The organism is Bradyrhizobium sp. HKCCYLRH2015, from assembly GCF_051168215.1.
Classification (GTDB): domain Bacteria; phylum Pseudomonadota; class Alphaproteobacteria; order Rhizobiales; family Xanthobacteraceae; genus Bradyrhizobium.
In genome coordinates this window covers 110,961-129,420 of the sequence record NZ_JBNPUO010000013.1, presented here as the reverse complement: position 1 = coordinate 129,420, position 18,460 = coordinate 110,961, and the positions used below count along the sequence as shown (strand labels likewise).

Here is an 18,460-nt window from a genome sequence, read left to right as displayed (position 1 = left end):
GGATCGTCGTCAATTGCTATTCGCTACTCCCTGCTCCCTATTCGCCTCTCATCACCAGTTGCGCTGAGCGCGCAGCAGCAGCGAGACCGAATCCTGGTCCTTCAGCTGATAGGTCGTGGCCGGTTTGGCAACCGCCGCAACCGCCGGCGCATTGGCGACGCCCGCGAACTTCTGATCCAGCCGGGTCCAGGCGACGTCAGCCGAGAAGGTCAGATTCTTGACCGGCGTCCAGCGCGTGATCACACCCAGGGTCGAGATGTTGAAGTCCGGGTTGCAGTTCGCACCGACGATGCCGAGAGCGACCATGCCTGCACCGTTGCAGATCAGGCCCTTCGCTGTCGCATTATAGCGCACGGCGCTCCATGAGCCGTACACTGCGGTGTTCCAAGCCGGATCCCAGTTGTGGGTGAAGGCGCCGCGCAAGCCGTAGGTCGTCGTCAGCTGCTGCTGGGTATTCGCCCCGAACACCGAATCCGACACGCCCGCGAAGCCCAGGCTCTGGAAAGCCCCCGCCATGTTGCTGCCGCCGTACATCGCGTAGTTGATCGGCGCGAGGCTCTGGAAGTTGTAGCGGCTGGCACCGTTGGTGTAGACGCCCTGCAGATTGATGGTGTCGCCGGCGCCGGTCGGGATATTCTTGATCGACAGGGCGAGCTGACCGGCATAGCCCCATTTGTCGGCGGGATGCCCGGTCGTCTCGTTGGCACCGAAGAAGGCGGCGTGGTTGTCGTGCGCCGCGAAGGACGCCTGGAACAGGCCCCAGGCCTGATCGACGCGCACCATGCCGACGATGTCGGGCGCGACGTTGCCGCCGAAATTCGACGTGCCATAGCTGCCGGTGAGCACGCCGGCAGCCGTCTGTCCCGCCGTATTCCAGATCTGCGACTGCGAATATTGCGTCGCATCCTGGGCCGAGATCGCGGCCGTGATGCCCGAGCCGAAGTCCGCGGTGTAGGTGAACTGGTTGACGCCGGTGATGGTGCCGCCGCCGCCGGTCAGACCGTCGAAATTGTTGCCGGGGTAGTTGGCCCAAGGTGCGTCGAACTGCGACACGGCCTTACCCATGGTGAAGCCGGCGAACTGGATGAAGGCATAGAAGACGCCGATCCCGCCTTGCGCGATGTTGCCGTCAGCCTGCGCTCCAGGCGCGCCCGCCGTCGAATAGGCGGTTGCGCCCGTGGGGGAGCCGGTCCCGGCATAGCTGCCCCCGGTCCACTGGAAGACACCGTCGAAGAAGGTGCGCACGACGCCATATTCGGTCGCGGTGCGGGTGTCGATGTTGAGGTCGGCGCGCGAACGCGTCGTGTAGTAGTTGCTGAGACGATTTCGCCCGCCGGCGACGCCGTTCACGGCATTCTGGAAGATCGTATTCGTACCGAAGCCGGCCTCGGCACGCAGGTAGCCGCCGAGCTTGATGCAGGTGTCGGTACCCGGAATGTAGAAAAATCCGGCGCCGTACATCGAGCAGACCCTGACATACTCGACCGCTTTGGCCTTGATCGGAAGGTCGGCGGCCTGAGCCCCACCCATGGCGAGCAACGCCGCCCCTGAGCCCAGAACAAGGCTCCTCACAGTCTTCATACTAACCTCCAAATTGCTCAGTTCAGACCGGCCCGGCTCGACATCGAACGACCGCCCCAACGGTCAGCCCGTCTCCAGCTGCACCACAGTGCTCGCGCATAGCGTTGCAGTGGGAACGATCGCGAGGCAGAGTTGGTGCTTTATCGGACCATTCTCGTGACCGGCCGGATCACGCATGTGGCGCGGCCGCGGCACGGCACACGGTCGCCAGATCCCCAAGAGTAATGTGTCAGGGAAGACTTTCGCCGCCGAATGCGTGTCGCGCTCGTGGCGGGAATGCAGCAGGACGCGCGTCGAGAAGCGCGGCGAGCGCGAGGCTCCAATTTTCTGGCTCTGTCATCCCGGCGATCGTGACACGGGCCCTCGCCTGCCCGGGATCACGCAGGCCAAGCTTGGCTCAAACGTGCGGTCGAACCGAGCGCCCGCCGACCGCCTCTCACGCATGTTTGAGCCGGATGGCCACGAGGCGGTCGCGAAATTCCATCCAGATCGCACTCCGTCGCGTGGCCGCGCGGTGTGGTTCTCGGGCGGGTCTGCAGCATGTTTGTCAGCGACAGAGCGGAGCGGCGAGGAATGCGGATCTCGGCGCTGGAGCACGCGCTGGCGAGGCAAAGAAAAACCCCCGGCAGTTGCCTGCCGGGGGTTCGTCAAACCGTCGTCAGACGATCTGGATCAGAAGTTGCGCTGAGCGCGGAGCAGCAGCACAGCCGACTGCTGATCCTTCAGCTCGTACACCGCGGCCGGCTTCGCGACAGCAGCAGCAGCCGGAGCGGTGACCGAACCGGAGTGCTTCTGGTCGAGCCAGGAGTAGGCGAAGTCAGCCGAGAAGGTCAGGTTCTTGACCGGGGTCCAGCGCGTGATCAAGCCGAGGGTGGCCAGATCGAAGTCCGGATTACAGGTCGAACCCGCGTTGAAGGCCGCGACAACGCCCGGGCTGGTGCAGATCAGGCCCTTGGCCGTGCCATTGTAGCGGACGGCAGCCCACGACCCGTAGATCGCAGTGTTCCAGGCCGGATTCCAGTTGTGGGTGTACGCACCGCGCATACCGTAGGTCGTGGTCAGCTGCTGCTCACCACCGGTCGTGAAGACCGAGTCGCCCACACCGGCAAAGCCGATGCTCTGGTAGGCGCCAGCCAGACCCGTGCTGCCGTACATCGCGTAGTTGTTCGGCATCAGGCTCTGGATGTTGTAGCGGCTCGCACCGTTGGTGTAGACGCCCTGCACGTTGATCGTGTCGCCAGGTCCGGTCGGGATGTTCTTGATCGACAGGGCCAGCTGAGCCGCCCAGCCCCACTTGTCGGCCGGGTGGCCGGAGGTCTCGGACGCGCCGTAGTAAGCGACGTGGTTGTCATGCGCCGCGAACGACGCCTGGAACAGACCCCAGGCCTGGTCGACACGGACCATGCCGACGAAGTCCGGAGAGACGTTGCCACCGTAGTTGCTGGTGCCGTAAGCACCACCGATCACGCCAGCCGCCGTCGAACCCGCCACGTTCCAGAGGTTGTTCTGGTAGTAGGCGCTCGCATCCTGAGCCGAGACCGAGGCCGTGATGCCGGAGCCGAAGTCAGCAGTGTAGCTGAACTGATTGACGCCGGTGACCGTGCCGCCGCCGCCGGCGAGACCGTCGAAGTTGTTGCCCGGATAGTTGACCCAGGGCGTGTCGAACTGCGACACGGCCTTACCCATGGTGAAGCCGGCGAACTGGATGAAGGCATAGTACACGCCGACCGAGCCCTGCGCGATATTGCCGTCGGCCTGTGCGCCCGGCGCACCAGCGGTCGAGTAAGCGGTCGCACCGGTGGCCGAACCCGTGCCGGCATAGCCGCCGGAGGTCCAGCTGAAGGTCAGGTCAGCGAAGGTACGGACCACGCCGTACTCGGTCGCCGTGCGCGTGTCGATGTTGATGTCCTGACGAGCGCGGGCCGTGTAGTAGTTGCTCAGGCGGTTATGCGCACCACCCTGGCCGCTGTACGTGCCGTTGAAGTCGCTGTTCGTGCCGATCGCCGTTTCAGCACGGAGATAGCCACCGAGCTTGATGCAGGTGTCGGTGCCGGGGATGTAGTAGAAGCCCGCACCATACAGGGAGCAAACCTTCACATACTCGACCGCTTTGGCCTTGATCGGAAGGTCGGCCGCCTGAGCCGCGGACATGGCGAGCAGAACTGCCGCCGAGCCGAGGACAAGGCTCTTAACCGTCTTCATTTAAACCTCCAAGTTGCTCTTTTGAGAAAGAACCGGACCAAGATCCCCCAGGACGATCCGCTTCCTCTGCTCCCGAAAAACCGCTTCAGCCGCTTCGCGCCATCGGACACACCCGCATCACGCGAGGGACTTAAGCGAACCACCTGTCACGGGACGATCGAGTAACCCCCCACCGTCGCCAGGAACTATGCCTTCGCTCATTCGGTAAGCAAAATAGTTTATGCAGTCAGGTAATTGAATGAAGCCGAAATGTGTCTTGAGGGCAACACAATGGCAGCTAGTTGTGCAGCGCACGGGGGACGGCGCATGTCCTCCTAGATAAGTGATTTTGTTGCGGATTTTTTTTCTTTAGGGTCGAGCTTCGTACTGGAACTCCTGAGCAATGGCGCCCTTGAAGAACATGTCTGCCGCACCTGTGGAAGCGGACGCGCAACCGCAGACTGCCGAACATCTGCCGAAGAATCGCGACGCCATTCTTCGCTTCGCCAGGGAGATCTCCACGATCAACGTCCATCTGGAGGAGCTGAGGTACTTCTGGGCCAAGCGAATCGGCATCAGTGGCCCGCAATGGATGATCCTGATGGCGATCTCCGAGCTGGATCAAGGCGAGGGAGTCGCCGTGAATGCGGCGGCCAAGCGGCTGCACGTCGACCCTTCGTTCGTCACGACGCAGTCGAAGCTGCTGGAGAAGAAGGGCTTCATGGAACGCAAGCCCGCCCCCAACGATGCACGCGTGGTCCGGATGTCGCTCACCACCAAGACATCGGAGCAGTTCGCCGAGCTGGAAGCCCAGCAGGCGCAGATCTTCAGCTTCATCTTCGAGGAATTCGACGCTCGCGAGCTGGCGACCTTCACGGACAAGCTGGCTGGCCTCAAGGACCGTTTCGAGAAGGCCAGCGCGCGACTCACGATGGGGCTCTGAGGCCCCCGAGGCGACCACGGCCCGACCGCCTCTTGCAGGCAGCGGGCCCAGACATGCGGTCGCGTCAGCCTGGAGGCCGCTGAGACCCCGCCAGACGCCTCGCGATCCAGTCGAAGACGAAGGCATCGGCTTCGAGCCAATCGGCGCCCGCGCTGGAGACGATCTTCAGAGTGATGTCCGGGTGCTCGCGCTTGATCTGCGCGATCAGCCGGGTTGCGATGTCGGCTCGAAGCCAGCCACGCTCCGGCACCGTCACCAGCAGCGGACACATGATCTGCCGCGCCGCCAGCCCTTCCGTCGCGATCGGCGGCCTGCCCCGCTCACACGCACCGGGTCGGCGCGACAGGAAGACACGCTCGTGAATATCCCACAAGCCGGCGTCGCAGACCGCCGCAGCATAACGCGGATCGAGTGCGATGCCGCGCGCGACAAAGGACGAACTCCAGTCGTCGGCCAGAATCGCGATCCGGCCTTCGTCCACGTCATCGCGGGACGTCACGTAGTCCGTCACGCTCGCGATGGCCGATTCGAGATCGCGACGGCCGACGATCTCCTCGAAGCGGCAGTCCGGTCCGCTGCCCAGCAGATCGACCACCAGCAGCGCCAAGCCACGCTGCTCCGCATGGGCTGCAAGCTTGAACAGCGACGTTTCCTTGCGACGGCCGGGCTCACCGATGCAGATGACGGTGGGCGCCCTGCCCGCCTCGCCACGCGCCGGCAGGAAATAGGCTTCGAGCGGATAGTCGGCGCGCCAGTGGATCGTGACGACCTCTCCTTGCGGATCGGCACAGCGCAGGAATTCGCGCGCACATTCGCGCATGCGGGACAGCACGACGTCCTGGCGGGAACGCGAGCTGCTGAACGGACAGGCCGCAGCCTCATAACAATCCACTGCGCGCGACCATTTGCGAAACGCCAGCTCGGGACGACCGCTGCTCACGGCGTCGGCGGCGGCAGCCTTCATGGCGTCCGCGCATTGCATCCACTCGCGATACCAGGACTCGTCGTCGCTGGCGTCGATCCGCTGCGCAACCGCCAGACATTCCGCAAGCTCGGCCCGGCCCTCGGGCCGCGCTTCCAGCAGCCGCGTGATGGCGCCCGCCAGATCGTCTTGCTCGGACCACGGACGCAGCACTCCCACAGAGCCTTCCGAACTCATCTTTGGACACATTCCTCACTGGCGTGACGGTGTGGCCCCGTCATCTGACGGTCATGGTGACCATCCGGCATTTCCCGGTCAAGCCGATGCACAACGATTTTTAGTGAGACGATGGATGTATGCGCTGATGGCACGCGCCTGCGGAGATCACGCTGAGGCTCTGCAATCGAGAGGCAACGTCAGATCTAGGGTGCCGAGGAGATCCCGATGTGAAAAAGCCTCCGGCGGGGCATCGCCGGAGGCTTCCTGGAGTCTAACATCGTATGATCGTCGTCTTGCGTCTGCGGTGTCGTCCTCACGAGGACGAATGATTACTCAGGCATGAGAAAATTAGCTTATCAACTCATCTGTTTTCAACACCATTTTTAAAAAAAATACCAGCGTGCAGCCAACCTACTGAAACGAATGCGACTTTCGAGCTACAGGCAATCGAAGCTCTGCTCAATTGGCTCGATCCATCGATCTGGCATCGATCGCTTCTCGAGCGCACCGGACCCGGAGTCACTCCGGAATGAGCGCCCGCACACAAGCAAAAACCCCCGGCAGTTTCCTGCCGGGGGCTCTTGAACCCGATCAGACGATCAGGATCAGAAGTTGCGCTGAGCGCGGAGCAGCAAGGACACCGAGTTCTGGTCCTTGAGCTGATAGACCGCAGCCGGCTTGGAAGTCGTGGTCGTAGCCGGGGAAACAATGTTGCCCGAGTACTTCTGGTCGAGGTTGGTCCAGGCCACGTCGGCCGAGAAGGTCAGGTTCTTGACCGGGGTCCAGCGGGTGATCAAGCCCAGCGAGGAGATGTTGAAGTCGGGGTTGCAGGTGAAGCCTGCGCCCGCGATCGCACCCATCGCCGCGCTGCCGCAGATCAGGCCCTTGGCAGTGCTGTTGTAGGACACGGCAGCCCACGAACCGTAGATCGCGGTGTTCCAGGCCGGGTTCCAGTTGTGGGTGTACGCACCGCGCATACCGTAGGTCGTGGTCAGCTGCTGCTCACCGCCGGTCACGAAGACCGAGTCGCTGACGCCAGCGAAGCCGAGCGTGCCGTAGACACCAGCCGTGCTGCTGCCGCCGTACATCGCGTAGGTGGTCGGCACCAGGCTCTGAGCGTTGTAGCGGCTCGCACCATTGGTGTAGACGCCCTGGATGTTGATGGTGTCGCCGGGGCCGGTCGGGATGTTCTTGATCGACAAGGCCAGCTGAGCAGCCCAGCCCCACTTGTCAGCCGGGTGACCGGTGAGCTCGGTGGCGCCGTAGTAGCCGGTGTGGTTGTCATGCGCCGCGAACGACGCCTGGAACAGACCCCAAGCCTGGTCGACACGAACCATGCCGACGATGTCCGGAGACACGTTGCCACCGAAGTTGTTGGTGCCATACGAGCCGCCGATGATGCCGGCCGCGGTGATGCCCGACACGTTCCACATGTTGGTGGTGTAGTACTGGCTCGCGTCCTGCGCCGAGATCGCCGCAGTGATGCCCGAGCCGAAGTCGGCGGTGTAGGTGAACTGGTTGACACCGGTCACGGTGCCGCCGCCGCCCCACAGGCCGTCGAAGTTGTTGCCCGGGTAGTTGGTCCAGGGCGCGTCGAACTGCGACACGGCCTTACCCATCGTGAAGCCGGCGAACTGGATGAAGGCGTAGTACACGCCGATGCCGCCCTGAGCGATGTTGCCGTCGGCCTGAGCGCCAGGAGCGCCAGCCGTCGAGTAGGCAGTCGCGCCGGTCGCCGAGCCCGAGCCAGCGTAGGTGCCGCTGGTCCAGGTGAACGTCAGGTCAGCAAAGGTGCGGACCACGCCGTACTCGGTCGCGGTGCGCGTGTCGATGTTGAGGTCCTGACGAGCGCGGCTGTAGTAGTAGTTGCTCTGGCGGTTCATGCCGCCGGCAACGCCGTTGACCGCGTTGTTGTACTGGCCGTTGCTGGCGAACGACGTTTCAGCACGCAGGTAACCGCCCAGCTTGATGCAGGTGTCGGTGCCGGGGATGTAGTAGAAGCCAGCGCCGTAAAGCGAGCAGACCTTCACATATTCGACCGCCTTGGCCTTGATCGGAAGGTCAGCTGCCTGAGCCCCGGACATGGCGACGAGAGCGGCCGCCGAGCCCAGGACAAGGCTCTTGATCGTGTTCATAATGTTAAACCTCCAAGTTGCTCAGTCAGGGAAGGTTCCGCCTCCGCTGGGTGAGAGACACCCTTGGGGTTGGACCCGTTATCCCTCTTCGACCCGTCGCTCAGCCGCTTCGCGCTATCGGACACACCCGCATGAACGCGAGGGACTTGAGCGAACGACCTAAACGGGACGACGTCGGGATGCCCCCCTTCGTCGTGCGAGCAGAATTACCGAAGGCCTTTGCACACGCAACAAAGGAACCATCATTGCGGCGCCCAAGCGGCGCCTTTTCGGACCGGTGTTGCACAAAAGGCACGGAACCGTGGTTCTGCGGGAACACCTAAGTCGCTGTTTATGTTGTCGTTTTGTCACAAAGCAATTTGAGGTGCTTAAGGCCGCGAGCACTCGCCCGCCCGGAACCCGCCCCAAGTCAGGCGCCGGGGCCGTGAATCCAGCCACGCGCTGAACGAGAATCGGGCCGGACGACAATGCCGTCTGCGCCCCTGCCAACGGCCGCCTTTGCCGACGACCCTCTATATTAGGGGTCCCCCGCGTCAGGGATCATCGAGGGGGCTCGCACCGCCCGTCGACTTCGACGCGTACCGCGGCCGATCAAACGGCAGGTCCAGCCCGGATCGATGAGCCGAAGGTGAAGACCACCGCCCGCACCGGTCCGGCGAAGCCGCGGCCCTGTGAGGATTTCGAAACCGCATGCAATCTGCCGCTTGCGGCTCAGCGCGGCGTCGGGCATACCGACCGTCGCCGGAGACGTGGCCGAGTGGCTGAAGGCGGCGGTTTGCTAAACCGTTATAGGGTTGTAAAGCCCTATCGAGGGTTCGAATCCCTCCGTCTCCGCCAGCCAATTTTTTCAATCACTTGGCATCGATCGAGCCGGCCGGAAGCGCTCCGCAGATGGCGCGGATCGGTGCGGTTTCCACCGACACAAAACCCGGCACAGTCTGTTTGCAGTCCGTTCACGGTACACCATGCGCACCCGGACCCTCGTCCGCCTGATCCGGGACGGCTCCTCCAGCTTCGAGGTCCGGACCTCGCTGGCCGGCGCGGTGCTCGACCAGCCGCGTCGAGAAGATTGCAAACAAGATCCTCGTCGCTGGCTGCCAGTGACCGGATGGTCTGCATAGGCAAATCTCGGCCGGCCGCCTTCGCAATCAACGCAAAAGCACGCTTCCGATCTCGTCAACGGGACCGCGTTCGCGGAACCAATCGTGTAGCAGGAGATTTGTGGCGCAGGAGATTCATCCATGCGTCTCGATATCGAGCCTCGGCGCTTTTCGGTGGTCGTGCGCCATTCTGAAACCAAAGCTGGATCTCTGGGACCCTTAGCGTTCCGTAGCGACGCCCATGGAAGTTTGCTCCTAGAATTCACCGCCGAAGTCGACGAGTCTGCCGCTATGCAGGCGTGGTCGCTCCTTTGCTCTAACTCCATTGAAGATTTCGACCACCGAATTCGGCAGTGCAGCAATTTTCCCTACGCTGATACAACGAAAATGCTCCTCCAAGTGCTGGCTGCCGAAAGAGAGGGCATGCCGTTCTTCGTAGGCGACGCTATCGAAGCACTGAACGCCGACACTTACACCACAGCACATAAGCGCCTGGAGCTGGCGATCCGAGAGGGTCTGGTCGAGAGAGGCCCAAAACTGGGGCGAAACGTACCGATTCTGCCGACCGAGAAGCTCAAGCAGATCCTTCAAGAACATGCTGAGGCTCGCCTCCGCAACACGCAAACCTTCTTCACGACGATTCAGTACCGTCCCTACGAGTTGTCTCGCGCCGAGTTTGACCAAGTTGCGAAGACCAGGGTGGAGTACGCCTGCGTCGTTATGGACGTGAACTTAAGAGCAAAGGGATCAATGAAGGGCGCTGAACTTGCCATCACCGTCACCATAGGTATCCGAGTTGGCTTTGTGACCTACAACTTTGGTTCCGAGTTTCCGACCAGGCCGACTGCCAAAAGCCGGCAACTATCTCATCGATGATCTATACAGTTTTTTCCAATGTCACGTCGTGATGCTGACTGTAGTCGAGAGGGCGGGCAATGTTGCCCATACTTGGAGCCCTCAAATGAGATACGCAACCTTGCTGCTGGCAGCCGCCTCCGCTGCAACTCTCGCGTTGAACATGATTGCCCCGGCGTCTGCCAATATGCCGAGCCCCAACTTTGCCAACTGGCCTGATCACACCAAGACAATCCGGCTCGGCTCAGATATCCCAAACACCAGCCAGCACTACGCCACGTTTACTGTGACGCCGAAGGGCAATGGCAAGTTCTCGATCGATCTGCGGGCCGAGAATGGTCAGCGGGGCAGCAAAACGGACGGCACGTTCATACTGACGTTTCTTGCCGGCGACCGCGAGATCAAGACGGTCAGCCAATATGTTCGGATCGACCGCCAAGAGCTTACGCTTCGACACCAGGTGACGGAGGTTCATCTGGACGACGTCGATCTCGGCTCGGACGAACCGTCGATCACGCGCATTAGAGTGGACGCAGTTGGGCGCTGGACCCCGCCAGAGCGCCGGCAACCGCCCCCTCCGGTCGTGATTTCGGTCACGGTGCCGGACGCGTTCGGCAAATAGAAGCTGGAAAAACATCAGAAACTAGATGCGTGCGCCCCCTCCAGGATAGCGCGCATCTAGCGAAGCTGGGTTAGGCGCTCCTCGACTCAGTGAAGGGCTTTCGCAATATGCCGCCCAGTCGGCCATCAGCCGTCGACGCTTCTCCCGCATGTCACCGCGGCGGTAGGCCGCCTCTACCTTATCCGAAACCGAGTGTGCCAGAGCCATTTCCGACATCTGATTTGGATAGCCGGTCTGCTCCCAGCACCAGTCTTTGAAGGTCGACCGGAAGCCGTGGACGGTCACGTCTTCGCCGAAGCCCATGCCCTGCAGCAGCTCGAGCATGGCCATGTTCGAAAGGGCGGCGCCCCCTCCGCCGTACATGCCGGGCTTCTTCGCCTTGGCGACCTTGAGCGCCGTCAACGTTCCGCCCGCCATGCGATCCGCTCCTACCCGCCCCTGTACCCAGACCAGAAATCCGGATCTGGGCAGACGACCACAGCCAATGAGGGACGATCAAATCAGAAAAACGTTCTACCCACAACGAGTTATCGGACACCCACGGACAGGGGCAAACATGCGGGAAACTCCTCCGTCTCCGCCAGCCACCCTTGGGTGCGGCCAACAGGCCCCTCCCCCCTGATCATCCGCATCAAAGCCGAGCCGTTCACGCACCTGCCGGATCGCAACGGAGCATGGCCGTCGTGATCACGGTTGCCGCTCAATCCCGCGCGGTTCAATCGAACAAGCCACGGCTGATGTTGATCACGAAGGCGGCGGGCACGCCGATGATGGTGCCGACGAACCCATAGCCGAGCGCAGCCCACCATGACGCTACGCCTCCTGCTCCCATCGCGGCACCATAGATGGCGCCGAGACCGGCACAGAGGGCGGTCACCACGATGAGGCGGCGGTCATTATGGGCCTCGACCCGCAGACGCTTCAACTCGCGCCGGCTTTGCACCGCAGGCCCGGCCGGCTCGGTCGATCCACAATGCGGGCACGCCACTGCGCTGAAGGAGACGCCGCTGCCGCAGTCATGGCAGTCGATCAGCTCTTGCCGCCGCGCCTGTCGCCTTGCCTGGCCCATGCCGTCAATCCCGCTTGTCTGCGTCACACCGAACGACAGATAGGAGATTTATGGGCGCGCGACGAGGCCCGCTTCCGACGAGAATGAGCGATCGGGCGAGATCCGCCAAGCCGCGGCTTGGCTCGCTCAGTGCGCGGTCATCCAGGCGCGCGCCTCGCGCTGCGCGGTCGCGATCTCGGCGTCCGACATCTGCTCGGCGACCTCGCGGCGCATAGCCACGGCATCGACGCGGCCCCTGAGGGCGGCGAGATTGAACCATTTGTGCGCGGCGATCAGATCGACCGCACCGTCGCGACCGCTCGCATAGAGCATGCCGAGCTCAAACAGCACATCGCCGCTGGCGCCCTGCTCCGCGGTGGTCACGTCATCGAAATTGAGTTGTCCCTGAAACATCGTCGCTCTCCTTCGCTTCGAGGAGGCGGCCGGTCACCCGAGCACGCCCCCGTCCAGCTGTTCAACGCCTGGTTATCCCCATGCCGTCTCGCGGCTTATGCGCGAAGGATGACCGATCAAGTTTGAAAGGCAGTTTAAACATCGTGCTGAACGAGCCCTGAACGCGGAACCCCGCATTTTCCCGGGCCGGGTTCAATGCATTGATTCGAAATGGATTCTTCAACTCGGCAAAGAGCGGTTTACCGTTCTGTTTGGCAAACTCATAACCATCCGCGAAAGCGCCTCACCGCGCTGGCGCGAAGCGCACCACGCCGCTGGTCAACAGCCGCATCGCGACTGGACACGTCTCGACAGCACGTGCGGGAGATTGCGCAGCGCGGGCACGCCTGCGCCGAGCTGCTGATGATGCTGTTCGTCTATGGGGAGGTTGGAGGCACACAGTCGCCAAGGGCGCGGTGCTCAGGGATCGAGGGCGTCGGCGAACACGTCAGGATCAGATCCCACTCTGGCTGATAGCCGCTCGTGAGATTGCAGACCGGAAACGCGATCTGCACCGAACGAAGAAATCCTGTTTCTTCTGCCGGACCGCACCGCGAGCGAAGCCGCTCTCGAGTTCGATCCGACCGTTGACCTGATGTCTCGCCGACACCCTCTATCGTCTGTTGGAGCTTCAGGAGATCCGCCCGGCTCTCGAGGAGCCATGCAGACCTAACGTTCCAACGACGTGCCGGCATCAGCTGCCGGACTCATCTCGCAGAGGACTGCGAGAGTTACTTCTTCTTGGCGACCTTCTTGGTCTTCTTGGCAGTCTTCTTCGCCGCAGTCTTCGCGACCTTCTTCACTGCCTTCTTCGCCTTCTTCGCTTTCTTGGCCATGTTGCCCTCCGATGTGAGATGGCTTAGTCGATGCGTGCACTCGGGAATCGAGCTGCACTCCTCATCGATACACCAACGAGTGAAAAAAAACAGCTTCCGGCTTAAGGAAGTGTTGACAGGCGCGCGCGCACGCGGCTGGCGCAACGCGCGAAGCAGCGCGTCGATCGATCGCGAAAATCCAAACGTCTCTCTGCGCAAGGCCGCGATCGCAACTAATCGCGATTGCGCAAAAAGCCTGTGCTGCAAGTATTTTTCTGAGCGACTGAACGGCACGTCGCACGCGGCGACGCCGGCGTGTCGGCGTGCAGACTCGCACCGCGAGAGCAACGCGCGGACTCTGAGTCGTAAATTTTGGCAACGAAAAAATTTTCATTGCACACGCCCTCGTGTGCGTTCGAACGCTCGGCAATGGTGGCTTTTTTGCGAATCGCACGCGGCGATTCGCCGGACCGCGGCGCCAAAACAAAACGGCGCGCACCCTCGTGCGCGCCGCCGGAACGAAGACGAGCGACCGTCGTTTCAGATGCCGAGCTTGCTCTTCAGGAGATCGTTCACCGCCTGCGGATTGGCCTTGCCGCCCGACGACTTCATCACCTGACCGACGAACCAGCCGGCGAGTTGCGGCTTCGCCTTCGCCTGCGCGACCTTGTCCGGATTGGCGGCGATGATCTCGTCGACCACCTTCTCGATGGCGCCGAGGTCGGTGACCTGCTTCATGCCGCGGCTCTCGACCAGCTCACGCGGATCGCCGCCCTCGCTCCAGACGATCTCGAACAGGTCCTTGGCGATCTTGCCGGAGATCGTGCCCTCGCCGATCAGCGCGACGATCGCCGCGAGCTGAGAAGCCGAGACGGGCGACGACGCGATGTCACGGCCTTCCTTGTTCAGCCGGCCGAACAGCTCGTTGATCACCCAGTTGGCGGCGAGCTTGCCGTCGCGCGCCCGGTCGGACAGCGCCTCCAGGACGGCCTCGTAGAACGCAGCGCTCTCGCGCTCGGCGACCAGCACGGAGGCGTCGTAGGGCGACAGGCCGAAATCCGCGATGAAGCGCGCCTTCTTCTGGTCCGGCAGCTCCGGCAGCGCCGCCTTCAGCTCGTCGACGAAGGACTGCGAGAACTCCAGCGGCAGCAGGTCCGGGTCCGGGAAGTAACGGTAGTCATGCGCCTCCTCCTTGGAGCGCATCGAGCGCGTCTCCCCCTTGTCGGGATCGAACCGGCGGGTCTCCTGCTCGATCGTGCCGCCGTCCTCGATGATCTCGATCTGGCGCCGCGCCTCGGCCTCGACCGCCTGGCCGATGAAGCTGATCGAGTTGATGTTCTTGATCTCGCAGCGGGTGCCGAGCGGCCCGCCCGGCTTGCGCACGGAGACGTTGACGTCGGCGCGCAAGGATCCCTTCTCCATGTCGCCGTCGCAGGTGCCGAGATAGCGCATGATCGAGCGCAGCTTGGTCACGTAGGCCTTGGCCTGCTCGGCGTCGCGGATGTCAGGCTTGGAGACGATCTCCATCAGCGCCACGCCGCAGCGGTTGAAGTCGATATAGGACAGCGACGGCGACTGGTCGTGCAGCATCTTGCCCGGATCCTGCTCGATGTGCAGGCGCTCGATGCCAACAGTGGCGGTCCTGCCGCCGTCGAGCTCGACCGTGACCTCGCCCTCGCCGACGATCGGGTCCTTGTACTGGCTGATCTGGTAGCCCTGTGGCAGGTCGGGGTAGAAATAGTTCTTGCGGTCGAACACCGAGCGCAGGTTGATCTTGGCACTGAGCCCGAGCCCGGTGCGCACGGCCTGCCGCACGCACTCCTCGTTGATGACCGGCAGCATGCCCGGCATCGCCACGTCGACCAGCGAGACGTGGCTGTTGGGATCGCCGCCGAAGGCGGTGGAGGCGCCCGAGAACAGTTTCGACTTCGAGGTGACCTGGGCATGGATCTCCATGCCGATCACGACCTCCCAGTCGCCGGTGGCGCCCTTCATCAGCTTGCCGCTGGTTGCCGTCATGGCTCTAACTCCCAAGCAGTGCGGAGACGATCCGCTCGAATTCGATATCCAACGCATCTTTCGCGACCGGCTGCCCGGCCTGGCGATACCAGTAGCCGGCATTGCCGAGGTCGCCCTCGACGCGATGCAGATGTGCGTGCGCCCAGGCCGCGTCGCGGCCGGGCTCGTCCTGAATGATCTTGTGCGCCCGGTCCCAGTCGCCCTTCGCCAGCCACCACAGGCCGGTGAGCACCGGCGTCAGGCCGGCCGCGGGCGCGTCGCCCGCGAGGCTCGTCTTGAAATCGGCGACGCTTACCACCACCGAACCGGCGTGAAGCGTCCCGCCGCCTGCTCGATGACCTCGCCGAGCGAGAACAGCGTCTCCTCGTCGAACGGCCGGCCGATCAGCTGCAAGCCCAGCGGCAGCCCCTGGCTGTCCTTGCCGGCGGGCACCGCGATGCCCGGCAGGCCGGCCATGTTCACGGTCACCGTGAAGATGTCGTTGAGATACATCTCGACCGGGTCGGCGCCGCCCTTCTCGCAGATGCCGAACGCGGCCGACGGCGTCGCCGGCGTCAGGATCGCACTCACGCCCTGGGCGAAGCAGTCCTCGAAATCCTTCTTGATGAGGGTCCGGACCTTCTGCGCCCGGATGTAATAGGCGTCGTAATAGCCGGCCGACAGCACATAGGTGCCGATCATGACGCGTCGCCGCACCTCGGGCCCGAAGCCCTCGGCCCTTGTGTTCTCGTACAGTTCGCCAATCGACTTGCCGGGCACGCGCAGACCGTAGCGGACACCGTCGTAGCGGGCGAGGTTCGAGGACGCCTCGGCCGGTGCCACGATGTAATAGGCCGGCAGCGCGTATTTGGTGTGCGGCAGCGACACCTCGACCAGCTCGGCGCCGGCCGCCTTCAGCCAGGCCGCGCCCTCGCTCCAGAGCTTTTCGATCTCGGCCGGCATGCCGTCGAGCCGATACTCCTTGGGGATGCCGATCTTCATGCCCTTCACGGACTTGCCGATCGCGGCCTCGTAGTCCGGCACGGGGATGTCGACCGAGGTGGTGTCCTTCGGGTCGTGGCCGGCCATCGAGCGCAACAGGATCGCCGCATCGCGGGTCGAACGCGCGATCGGGCCGGCCTGGTCGAGCGAGGAGGCGAAGGCGACGATGCCCCAGCGCGAGCAGCGGCCGTAGGTCGGCTTGATGCCGACGGTGGCGGTGAACGCCGCGGGCTGGCGGATCGAGCCGCCGGTGTCGGTCGCGGTCGCGCCCATGCACAAGAGCGCCGCCACCGCGGAGGCCGAGCCGCCGGACGAGCCGCCCGGCACCAGCGTGGTGTTGGAGCCCTCGCGGCGCCACGGATTGCCCACGGGACCAAAGCACGAGGTCTCGTTCGACGAGCCCATCGCGAACTCGTCATTGTTGAGCTTGCCGAGCATGACTGCGCCGTCGCGCCACAGCTGCGACGTGACGGTCGACTCGTAGGTCGGCACGAAATTGCCGAGGATCTTCGAGCACGCGGTGGTGCGGACGTCCTTGGTGGCGAACAGGTCCTTGATCCCGAGCGGAATGCCGGCCAGCGGCCCGCCCTCACCCTTGGTGATCTTGGCGTCGGCGTCGCGCGCCATCGCGCGCGCCTGGTCCGGCGTCTCCATCACGAAGGCATTGAGCGCCCGCGCCTCCTCGATCGCCTTGAGATGGGCGTCGGTCAGCTCGAGCGACGTGAAGGTCTTGCTCGCGAGACCCTTGCGGGCCTCGGCGAGCGTCAGCGAAGTCAAATCGGTCATTTGTTGATCGGGCTGCAGAAGAACGGGGAGAGCGTCTTGTCGTCGTCGGCGTCGTCCGCGAAGAACTTGTTCTTCGCAGGGGAGGCTTTCTTGGTATTGGCGGCCGCTTCGAGCTGGTCGAGGATCTCGTTGACGGCCTTGTCCGGGTCGGCGGCCTTGCCCTGCCGCTCCATGGCGTCGAGATAGTCCATATAGGCCTTGTAGGCCGCTTCATCGTCGCAGAGCAGGCACATCGGCGTTGGCTCGCTTGTCGGTTTGAAGGAGCGGATCACGCGCGACGGGCGCGCGGACCTGCCTCGGCTATTCCACCTGGCTATTCCACGACCTTCGGCACGAGAAAGAAGTTGTTCTCGGTCATGGGCGCGTTCTTGACGATGTCGTCGGCGATGTCGCCGTCGGTGACGACGTCCTGGCGCTTCTTCATCGCCATCGGGGTCACCGAGGTCATCGGCTCGACGCCCTCGACATTGACCTCCGAGAGCTGCTCGACGAAGGCCAGCATCGCATTGAGCTCGCCCTGCAGATGCGGGACCTCGGCGTCAGTGACAGCGATCCGCGCCAATTGCGCGATCTTGCGGACGGTGGCGGCATCGACCGACATTATATAGGGCCTCACGGGAAACAGTGAACCCGCCCTATAGCAGAGCCGGCTTTCGCGCCGCAACCGGCAGCCTCCGGACTTTCCCAGGGCACCGCCCCGCCCGTGACGCCGCCTTTGGCGTCAGCCCGCCAGCTTCGCAAGCCGCGCCAGCGCCTGTTCGGCCAGCGTCCGCGTCAGCTCGGCCCCCGGCAGCTCGCGGCCGAGCGGCAGCGCCTGCCCGGCCCAGAGATTGGTGAAATCGACCTTGCCCTGCTTCTCCGCGGCCGCCTTGAGCGGGCCGAGCGCGGTCGCGGCATGAGGAAACGCCGGCGCGTCCGGCGAGATCGGCCCGACCTCGCGCATCACCCGGTTGGCGACGCCGCGCGCGAGCCGGCCGGTCATCACGTTGGTAATAACGGTGGATTCGTCATCGGCGGCGGCAAGCGCGGCACGCGCCAGCACGCTGACCTTGGATTCGGGGCAGCGCAGATAGGCGCTGCCGATCTGCACGCCGGAGGCGCCGAGCGCGAACGCCGCGGCGATGCCGCGCGCATCGGCGATGCCGCCCGCCGCGATCACCGGGACATCAACCGCATCGACGATCTGCGGCACCAGCGCAAACGTCCCGACCTGCTCGGCGAGCTTGTCGGTCAGGAACATGCCGCGATGGCCGCCCGCTTCCGCACCTTGCGCGATGATGACGTCGGCGCCGTTCCGCTCCAGCCACACCGCCTCGCGCACCACGGTCGCGGACGCCATCACGACCGCGCCTGTCGCCTTCACGCGCGCCAGCAGCGACGGCTCAGGCAGGCCGAAATGGAAGCTGATGATCTCCGGCTTGAGCTCCTCGACGACGGCGCACATCGCGGCGTCGAACGGTGCGCGGTTCGCGGCCGTCACCGGAGCCGCCGGATCGACGCCATATTCCTTGTAATAGGCCCCGAGCCGCTTCTTCCACCCGGCCTCACGTGCCGCGTCGGCCTCGACCAGCGTGTGGCAAAAGAAGTTCACGTTGATCGGCGCCGAGACGCGCTGGCGGATGATGTTGACCTGCTCGCGGGCCTTGTCCGCCGAGAGCATCGCGCAGGGCAGCGAGCCGAGCCCGCCACCTTGCGCCACCGCGATGACGAGATCGGCGTCCATCACGCCGGCCATCGGCGCGAGCACGATCGGGTGCTCGGTCTTGACGAGATCCAGGAAGCGGCGGTCGGGCCACATGA

16 protein-coding genes and 1 tRNA gene are annotated in these 18,460 nt (G+C 63.7%); 4 read left to right on the top strand and 13 right to left on the bottom strand.

The window, feature by feature from the left end:
• Window positions 1-51: 51 nt before the first annotated feature.
• Together ACQR1H_RS30250 and ACQR1H_RS30245 are read right to left on the bottom strand one after the other, a co-directional pair.
• A complete protein-coding gene (locus ACQR1H_RS30250) occupies window positions 52-1,581 on the bottom strand; it encodes a porin (protein ID WP_315804009.1) in 1,530 nt (509 codons plus the stop codon).
• A 672-nt stretch (window positions 1,582-2,253) separates the two neighbouring features.
• Window positions 2,254-3,783 carry a porin gene (locus ACQR1H_RS30245; protein WP_315804010.1) on the bottom strand — a complete coding sequence of 510 codons (1,530 nt, stop codon included), beginning with the start codon at window positions 3,781-3,783 and terminating at the stop codon, window positions 2,254-2,256.
• A 400-nt stretch (window positions 3,784-4,183) separates the two neighbouring features.
• Here ACQR1H_RS30245 and ACQR1H_RS30240 point away from each other — a divergent pair, with 400 nt between their 5' ends.
• Window positions 4,184-4,705, top strand: a complete 522-nt coding sequence (locus tag ACQR1H_RS30240) for a MarR family winged helix-turn-helix transcriptional regulator (RefSeq protein WP_315804011.1) — start codon at window positions 4,184-4,186, stop codon at window positions 4,703-4,705.
• Between the two features lie 64 nt (window positions 4,706-4,769).
• Here the strand turns inward: ACQR1H_RS30240 and ACQR1H_RS30235 are convergent, their stop codons facing one another.
• Window positions 4,770-5,846: an alpha/beta hydrolase family protein gene (locus ACQR1H_RS30235; RefSeq protein WP_315804012.1), complete on the bottom strand. Its 1,077-nt coding sequence runs from the start codon at window positions 5,844-5,846 to the stop codon at window positions 4,770-4,772.
• 605 nt (window positions 5,847-6,451) lie between these two features.
• On the bottom strand, window positions 6,452-7,981 hold the full coding sequence (locus ACQR1H_RS30230; RefSeq protein WP_316237455.1) for a porin: 1,530 nt from the start codon (window positions 7,979-7,981) through the stop codon (window positions 6,452-6,454).
• A 743-nt stretch (window positions 7,982-8,724) separates the two neighbouring features.
• On the opposite strand from ACQR1H_RS30230, the gene ACQR1H_RS30225 reads away from it, so the two are divergent.
• From ACQR1H_RS30225 to ACQR1H_RS30215, 3 genes are all read left to right on the top strand, one after another.
• A tRNA-Ser gene (locus ACQR1H_RS30225) sits at window positions 8,725-8,818 on the top strand.
• A gap of 404 nt (window positions 8,819-9,222) precedes the next feature.
• Entirely contained in the window at window positions 9,223-9,957 is a 735-nt protein-coding gene (locus ACQR1H_RS30220; protein ID WP_316218307.1) for a hypothetical protein, read from the top strand.
• Between the two features lie 85 nt (window positions 9,958-10,042).
• Entirely contained in the window at window positions 10,043-10,558 is a 516-nt protein-coding gene (locus ACQR1H_RS30215) for a hypothetical protein (RefSeq protein WP_316218306.1), read from the top strand.
• 21 nt (window positions 10,559-10,579) lie between these two features.
• Here ACQR1H_RS30215 and ACQR1H_RS30210 read toward each other — a convergent pair whose 3' ends face one another.
• From ACQR1H_RS30210 to ACQR1H_RS30170, 9 genes are all read right to left on the bottom strand, one after another.
• Entirely contained in the window at window positions 10,580-10,975 is a 396-nt protein-coding gene (locus ACQR1H_RS30210; RefSeq protein ID WP_410051457.1) for a tyrosine-type recombinase/integrase, read from the bottom strand.
• Window positions 10,976-11,273: 298 nt separating this feature from the next.
• Entirely contained in the window at window positions 11,274-11,627 is a 354-nt protein-coding gene (locus ACQR1H_RS30205; protein ID WP_434908626.1) for a hypothetical protein, read from the bottom strand.
• A 126-nt stretch (window positions 11,628-11,753) separates the two neighbouring features.
• Window positions 11,754-12,020 carry a hypothetical protein gene (locus tag ACQR1H_RS30200; protein WP_315740271.1) on the bottom strand — a complete coding sequence of 89 codons (267 nt, stop codon included), beginning with the start codon at window positions 12,018-12,020 and terminating at the stop codon, window positions 11,754-11,756.
• Between the two features lie 1,394 nt (window positions 12,021-13,414).
• Window positions 13,415-14,893: an Asp-tRNA(Asn)/Glu-tRNA(Gln) amidotransferase subunit GatB gene (gene gatB / locus ACQR1H_RS30195; protein WP_434908625.1), complete on the bottom strand. Its 1,479-nt coding sequence runs from the start codon at window positions 14,891-14,893 to the stop codon at window positions 13,415-13,417.
• Window positions 14,894-14,897: 4 nt separating this feature from the next.
• Window positions 14,898-15,194: a hypothetical protein gene (locus ACQR1H_RS30190; RefSeq protein WP_434884861.1), complete on the bottom strand. Its 297-nt coding sequence runs from the start codon at window positions 15,192-15,194 to the stop codon at window positions 14,898-14,900.
• Entirely contained in the window at window positions 15,185-16,660 is a 1,476-nt protein-coding gene (gatA, locus tag ACQR1H_RS30185) for an Asp-tRNA(Asn)/Glu-tRNA(Gln) amidotransferase subunit GatA (protein WP_434908624.1), read from the bottom strand. The genes ACQR1H_RS30190 and gatA overlap by 10 nt, the downstream gene beginning before the upstream one ends.
• The gene (locus tag ACQR1H_RS30180) at window positions 16,657-16,893 is read right to left on the bottom strand and encodes a hypothetical protein (RefSeq protein ID WP_316237458.1); all 237 of its coding nucleotides are present in this window, start codon (window positions 16,891-16,893) and stop codon (window positions 16,657-16,659) included. Before ACQR1H_RS30180 ends, gatA begins: the two co-directional genes overlap by 4 nt.
• 80 nt (window positions 16,894-16,973) lie before the next feature.
• Entirely contained in the window at window positions 16,974-17,261 is a 288-nt protein-coding gene (gene gatC, locus ACQR1H_RS30175; RefSeq protein WP_315804081.1) for an Asp-tRNA(Asn)/Glu-tRNA(Gln) amidotransferase subunit GatC, read from the bottom strand.
• Window positions 17,262-17,381: 120 nt separating this feature from the next.
• Window positions 17,382-18,458 carry an NAD(P)H-dependent flavin oxidoreductase gene (locus tag ACQR1H_RS30170; RefSeq protein WP_434908623.1) on the bottom strand — a complete coding sequence of 359 codons (1,077 nt, stop codon included), beginning with the start codon at window positions 18,456-18,458 and terminating at the stop codon, window positions 17,382-17,384.
• Window positions 18,459-18,460 lie beyond the last annotated feature (2 nt).

Coding starts and splice junctions, on each gene's coding strand:
- ACQR1H_RS30250 (WP_315804009.1), bottom strand. CDS start 1,581: ATGAAGACTGTGAGGAGCCTTGTTCTGGGCTCAGGGGCGGCGTTGCTC.
- ACQR1H_RS30245 (WP_315804010.1), bottom strand. CDS start 3,783: ATGAAGACGGTTAAGAGCCTTGTCCTCGGCTCGGCGGCAGTTCTGCTC.
- ACQR1H_RS30240 (WP_315804011.1), top strand. CDS start 4,184: ATGTCTGCCGCACCTGTGGAAGCGGACGCGCAACCGCAGACTGCCGAA.
- ACQR1H_RS30230 (WP_316237455.1), bottom strand. CDS start 7,981: ATGAACACGATCAAGAGCCTTGTCCTGGGCTCGGCGGCCGCTCTCGTC.
- ACQR1H_RS30220 (WP_316218307.1), top strand. CDS start 9,223: ATGCGTCTCGATATCGAGCCTCGGCGCTTTTCGGTGGTCGTGCGCCAT.
- ACQR1H_RS30215 (WP_316218306.1), top strand. CDS start 10,043: ATGAGATACGCAACCTTGCTGCTGGCAGCCGCCTCCGCTGCAACTCTC.
- ACQR1H_RS30210 (WP_410051457.1), bottom strand. CDS start 10,975: ATGGCGGGCGGAACGTTGACGGCGCTCAAGGTCGCCAAGGCGAAGAAG.
- ACQR1H_RS30205 (WP_434908626.1), bottom strand. CDS start 11,627: ATGGGCCAGGCAAGGCGACAGGCGCGGCGGCAAGAGCTGATCGACTGC.
- ACQR1H_RS30200 (WP_315740271.1), bottom strand. CDS start 12,020: ATGTTTCAGGGACAACTCAATTTCGATGACGTGACCACCGCGGAGCAG.
- gatB (WP_434908625.1), bottom strand. CDS start 14,893: ATGACGGCAACCAGCGGCAAGCTGATGAAGGGCGCCACCGGCGACTGG.
- gatA (WP_434908624.1), bottom strand. CDS start 16,660: ATGACCGATTTGACTTCGCTGACGCTCGCCGAGGCCCGCAAGGGTCTC.
- ACQR1H_RS30180 (WP_316237458.1), bottom strand. CDS start 16,893: ATGTGCCTGCTCTGCGACGATGAAGCGGCCTACAAGGCCTATATGGAC.
- gatC (WP_315804081.1), bottom strand. CDS start 17,261: ATGTCGGTCGATGCCGCCACCGTCCGCAAGATCGCGCAATTGGCGCGG.
- ACQR1H_RS30170 (WP_434908623.1), bottom strand. CDS start 18,458: ATGTGGCCCGACCGCCGCTTCCTGGATCTCGTCAAGACCGAGCACCCG.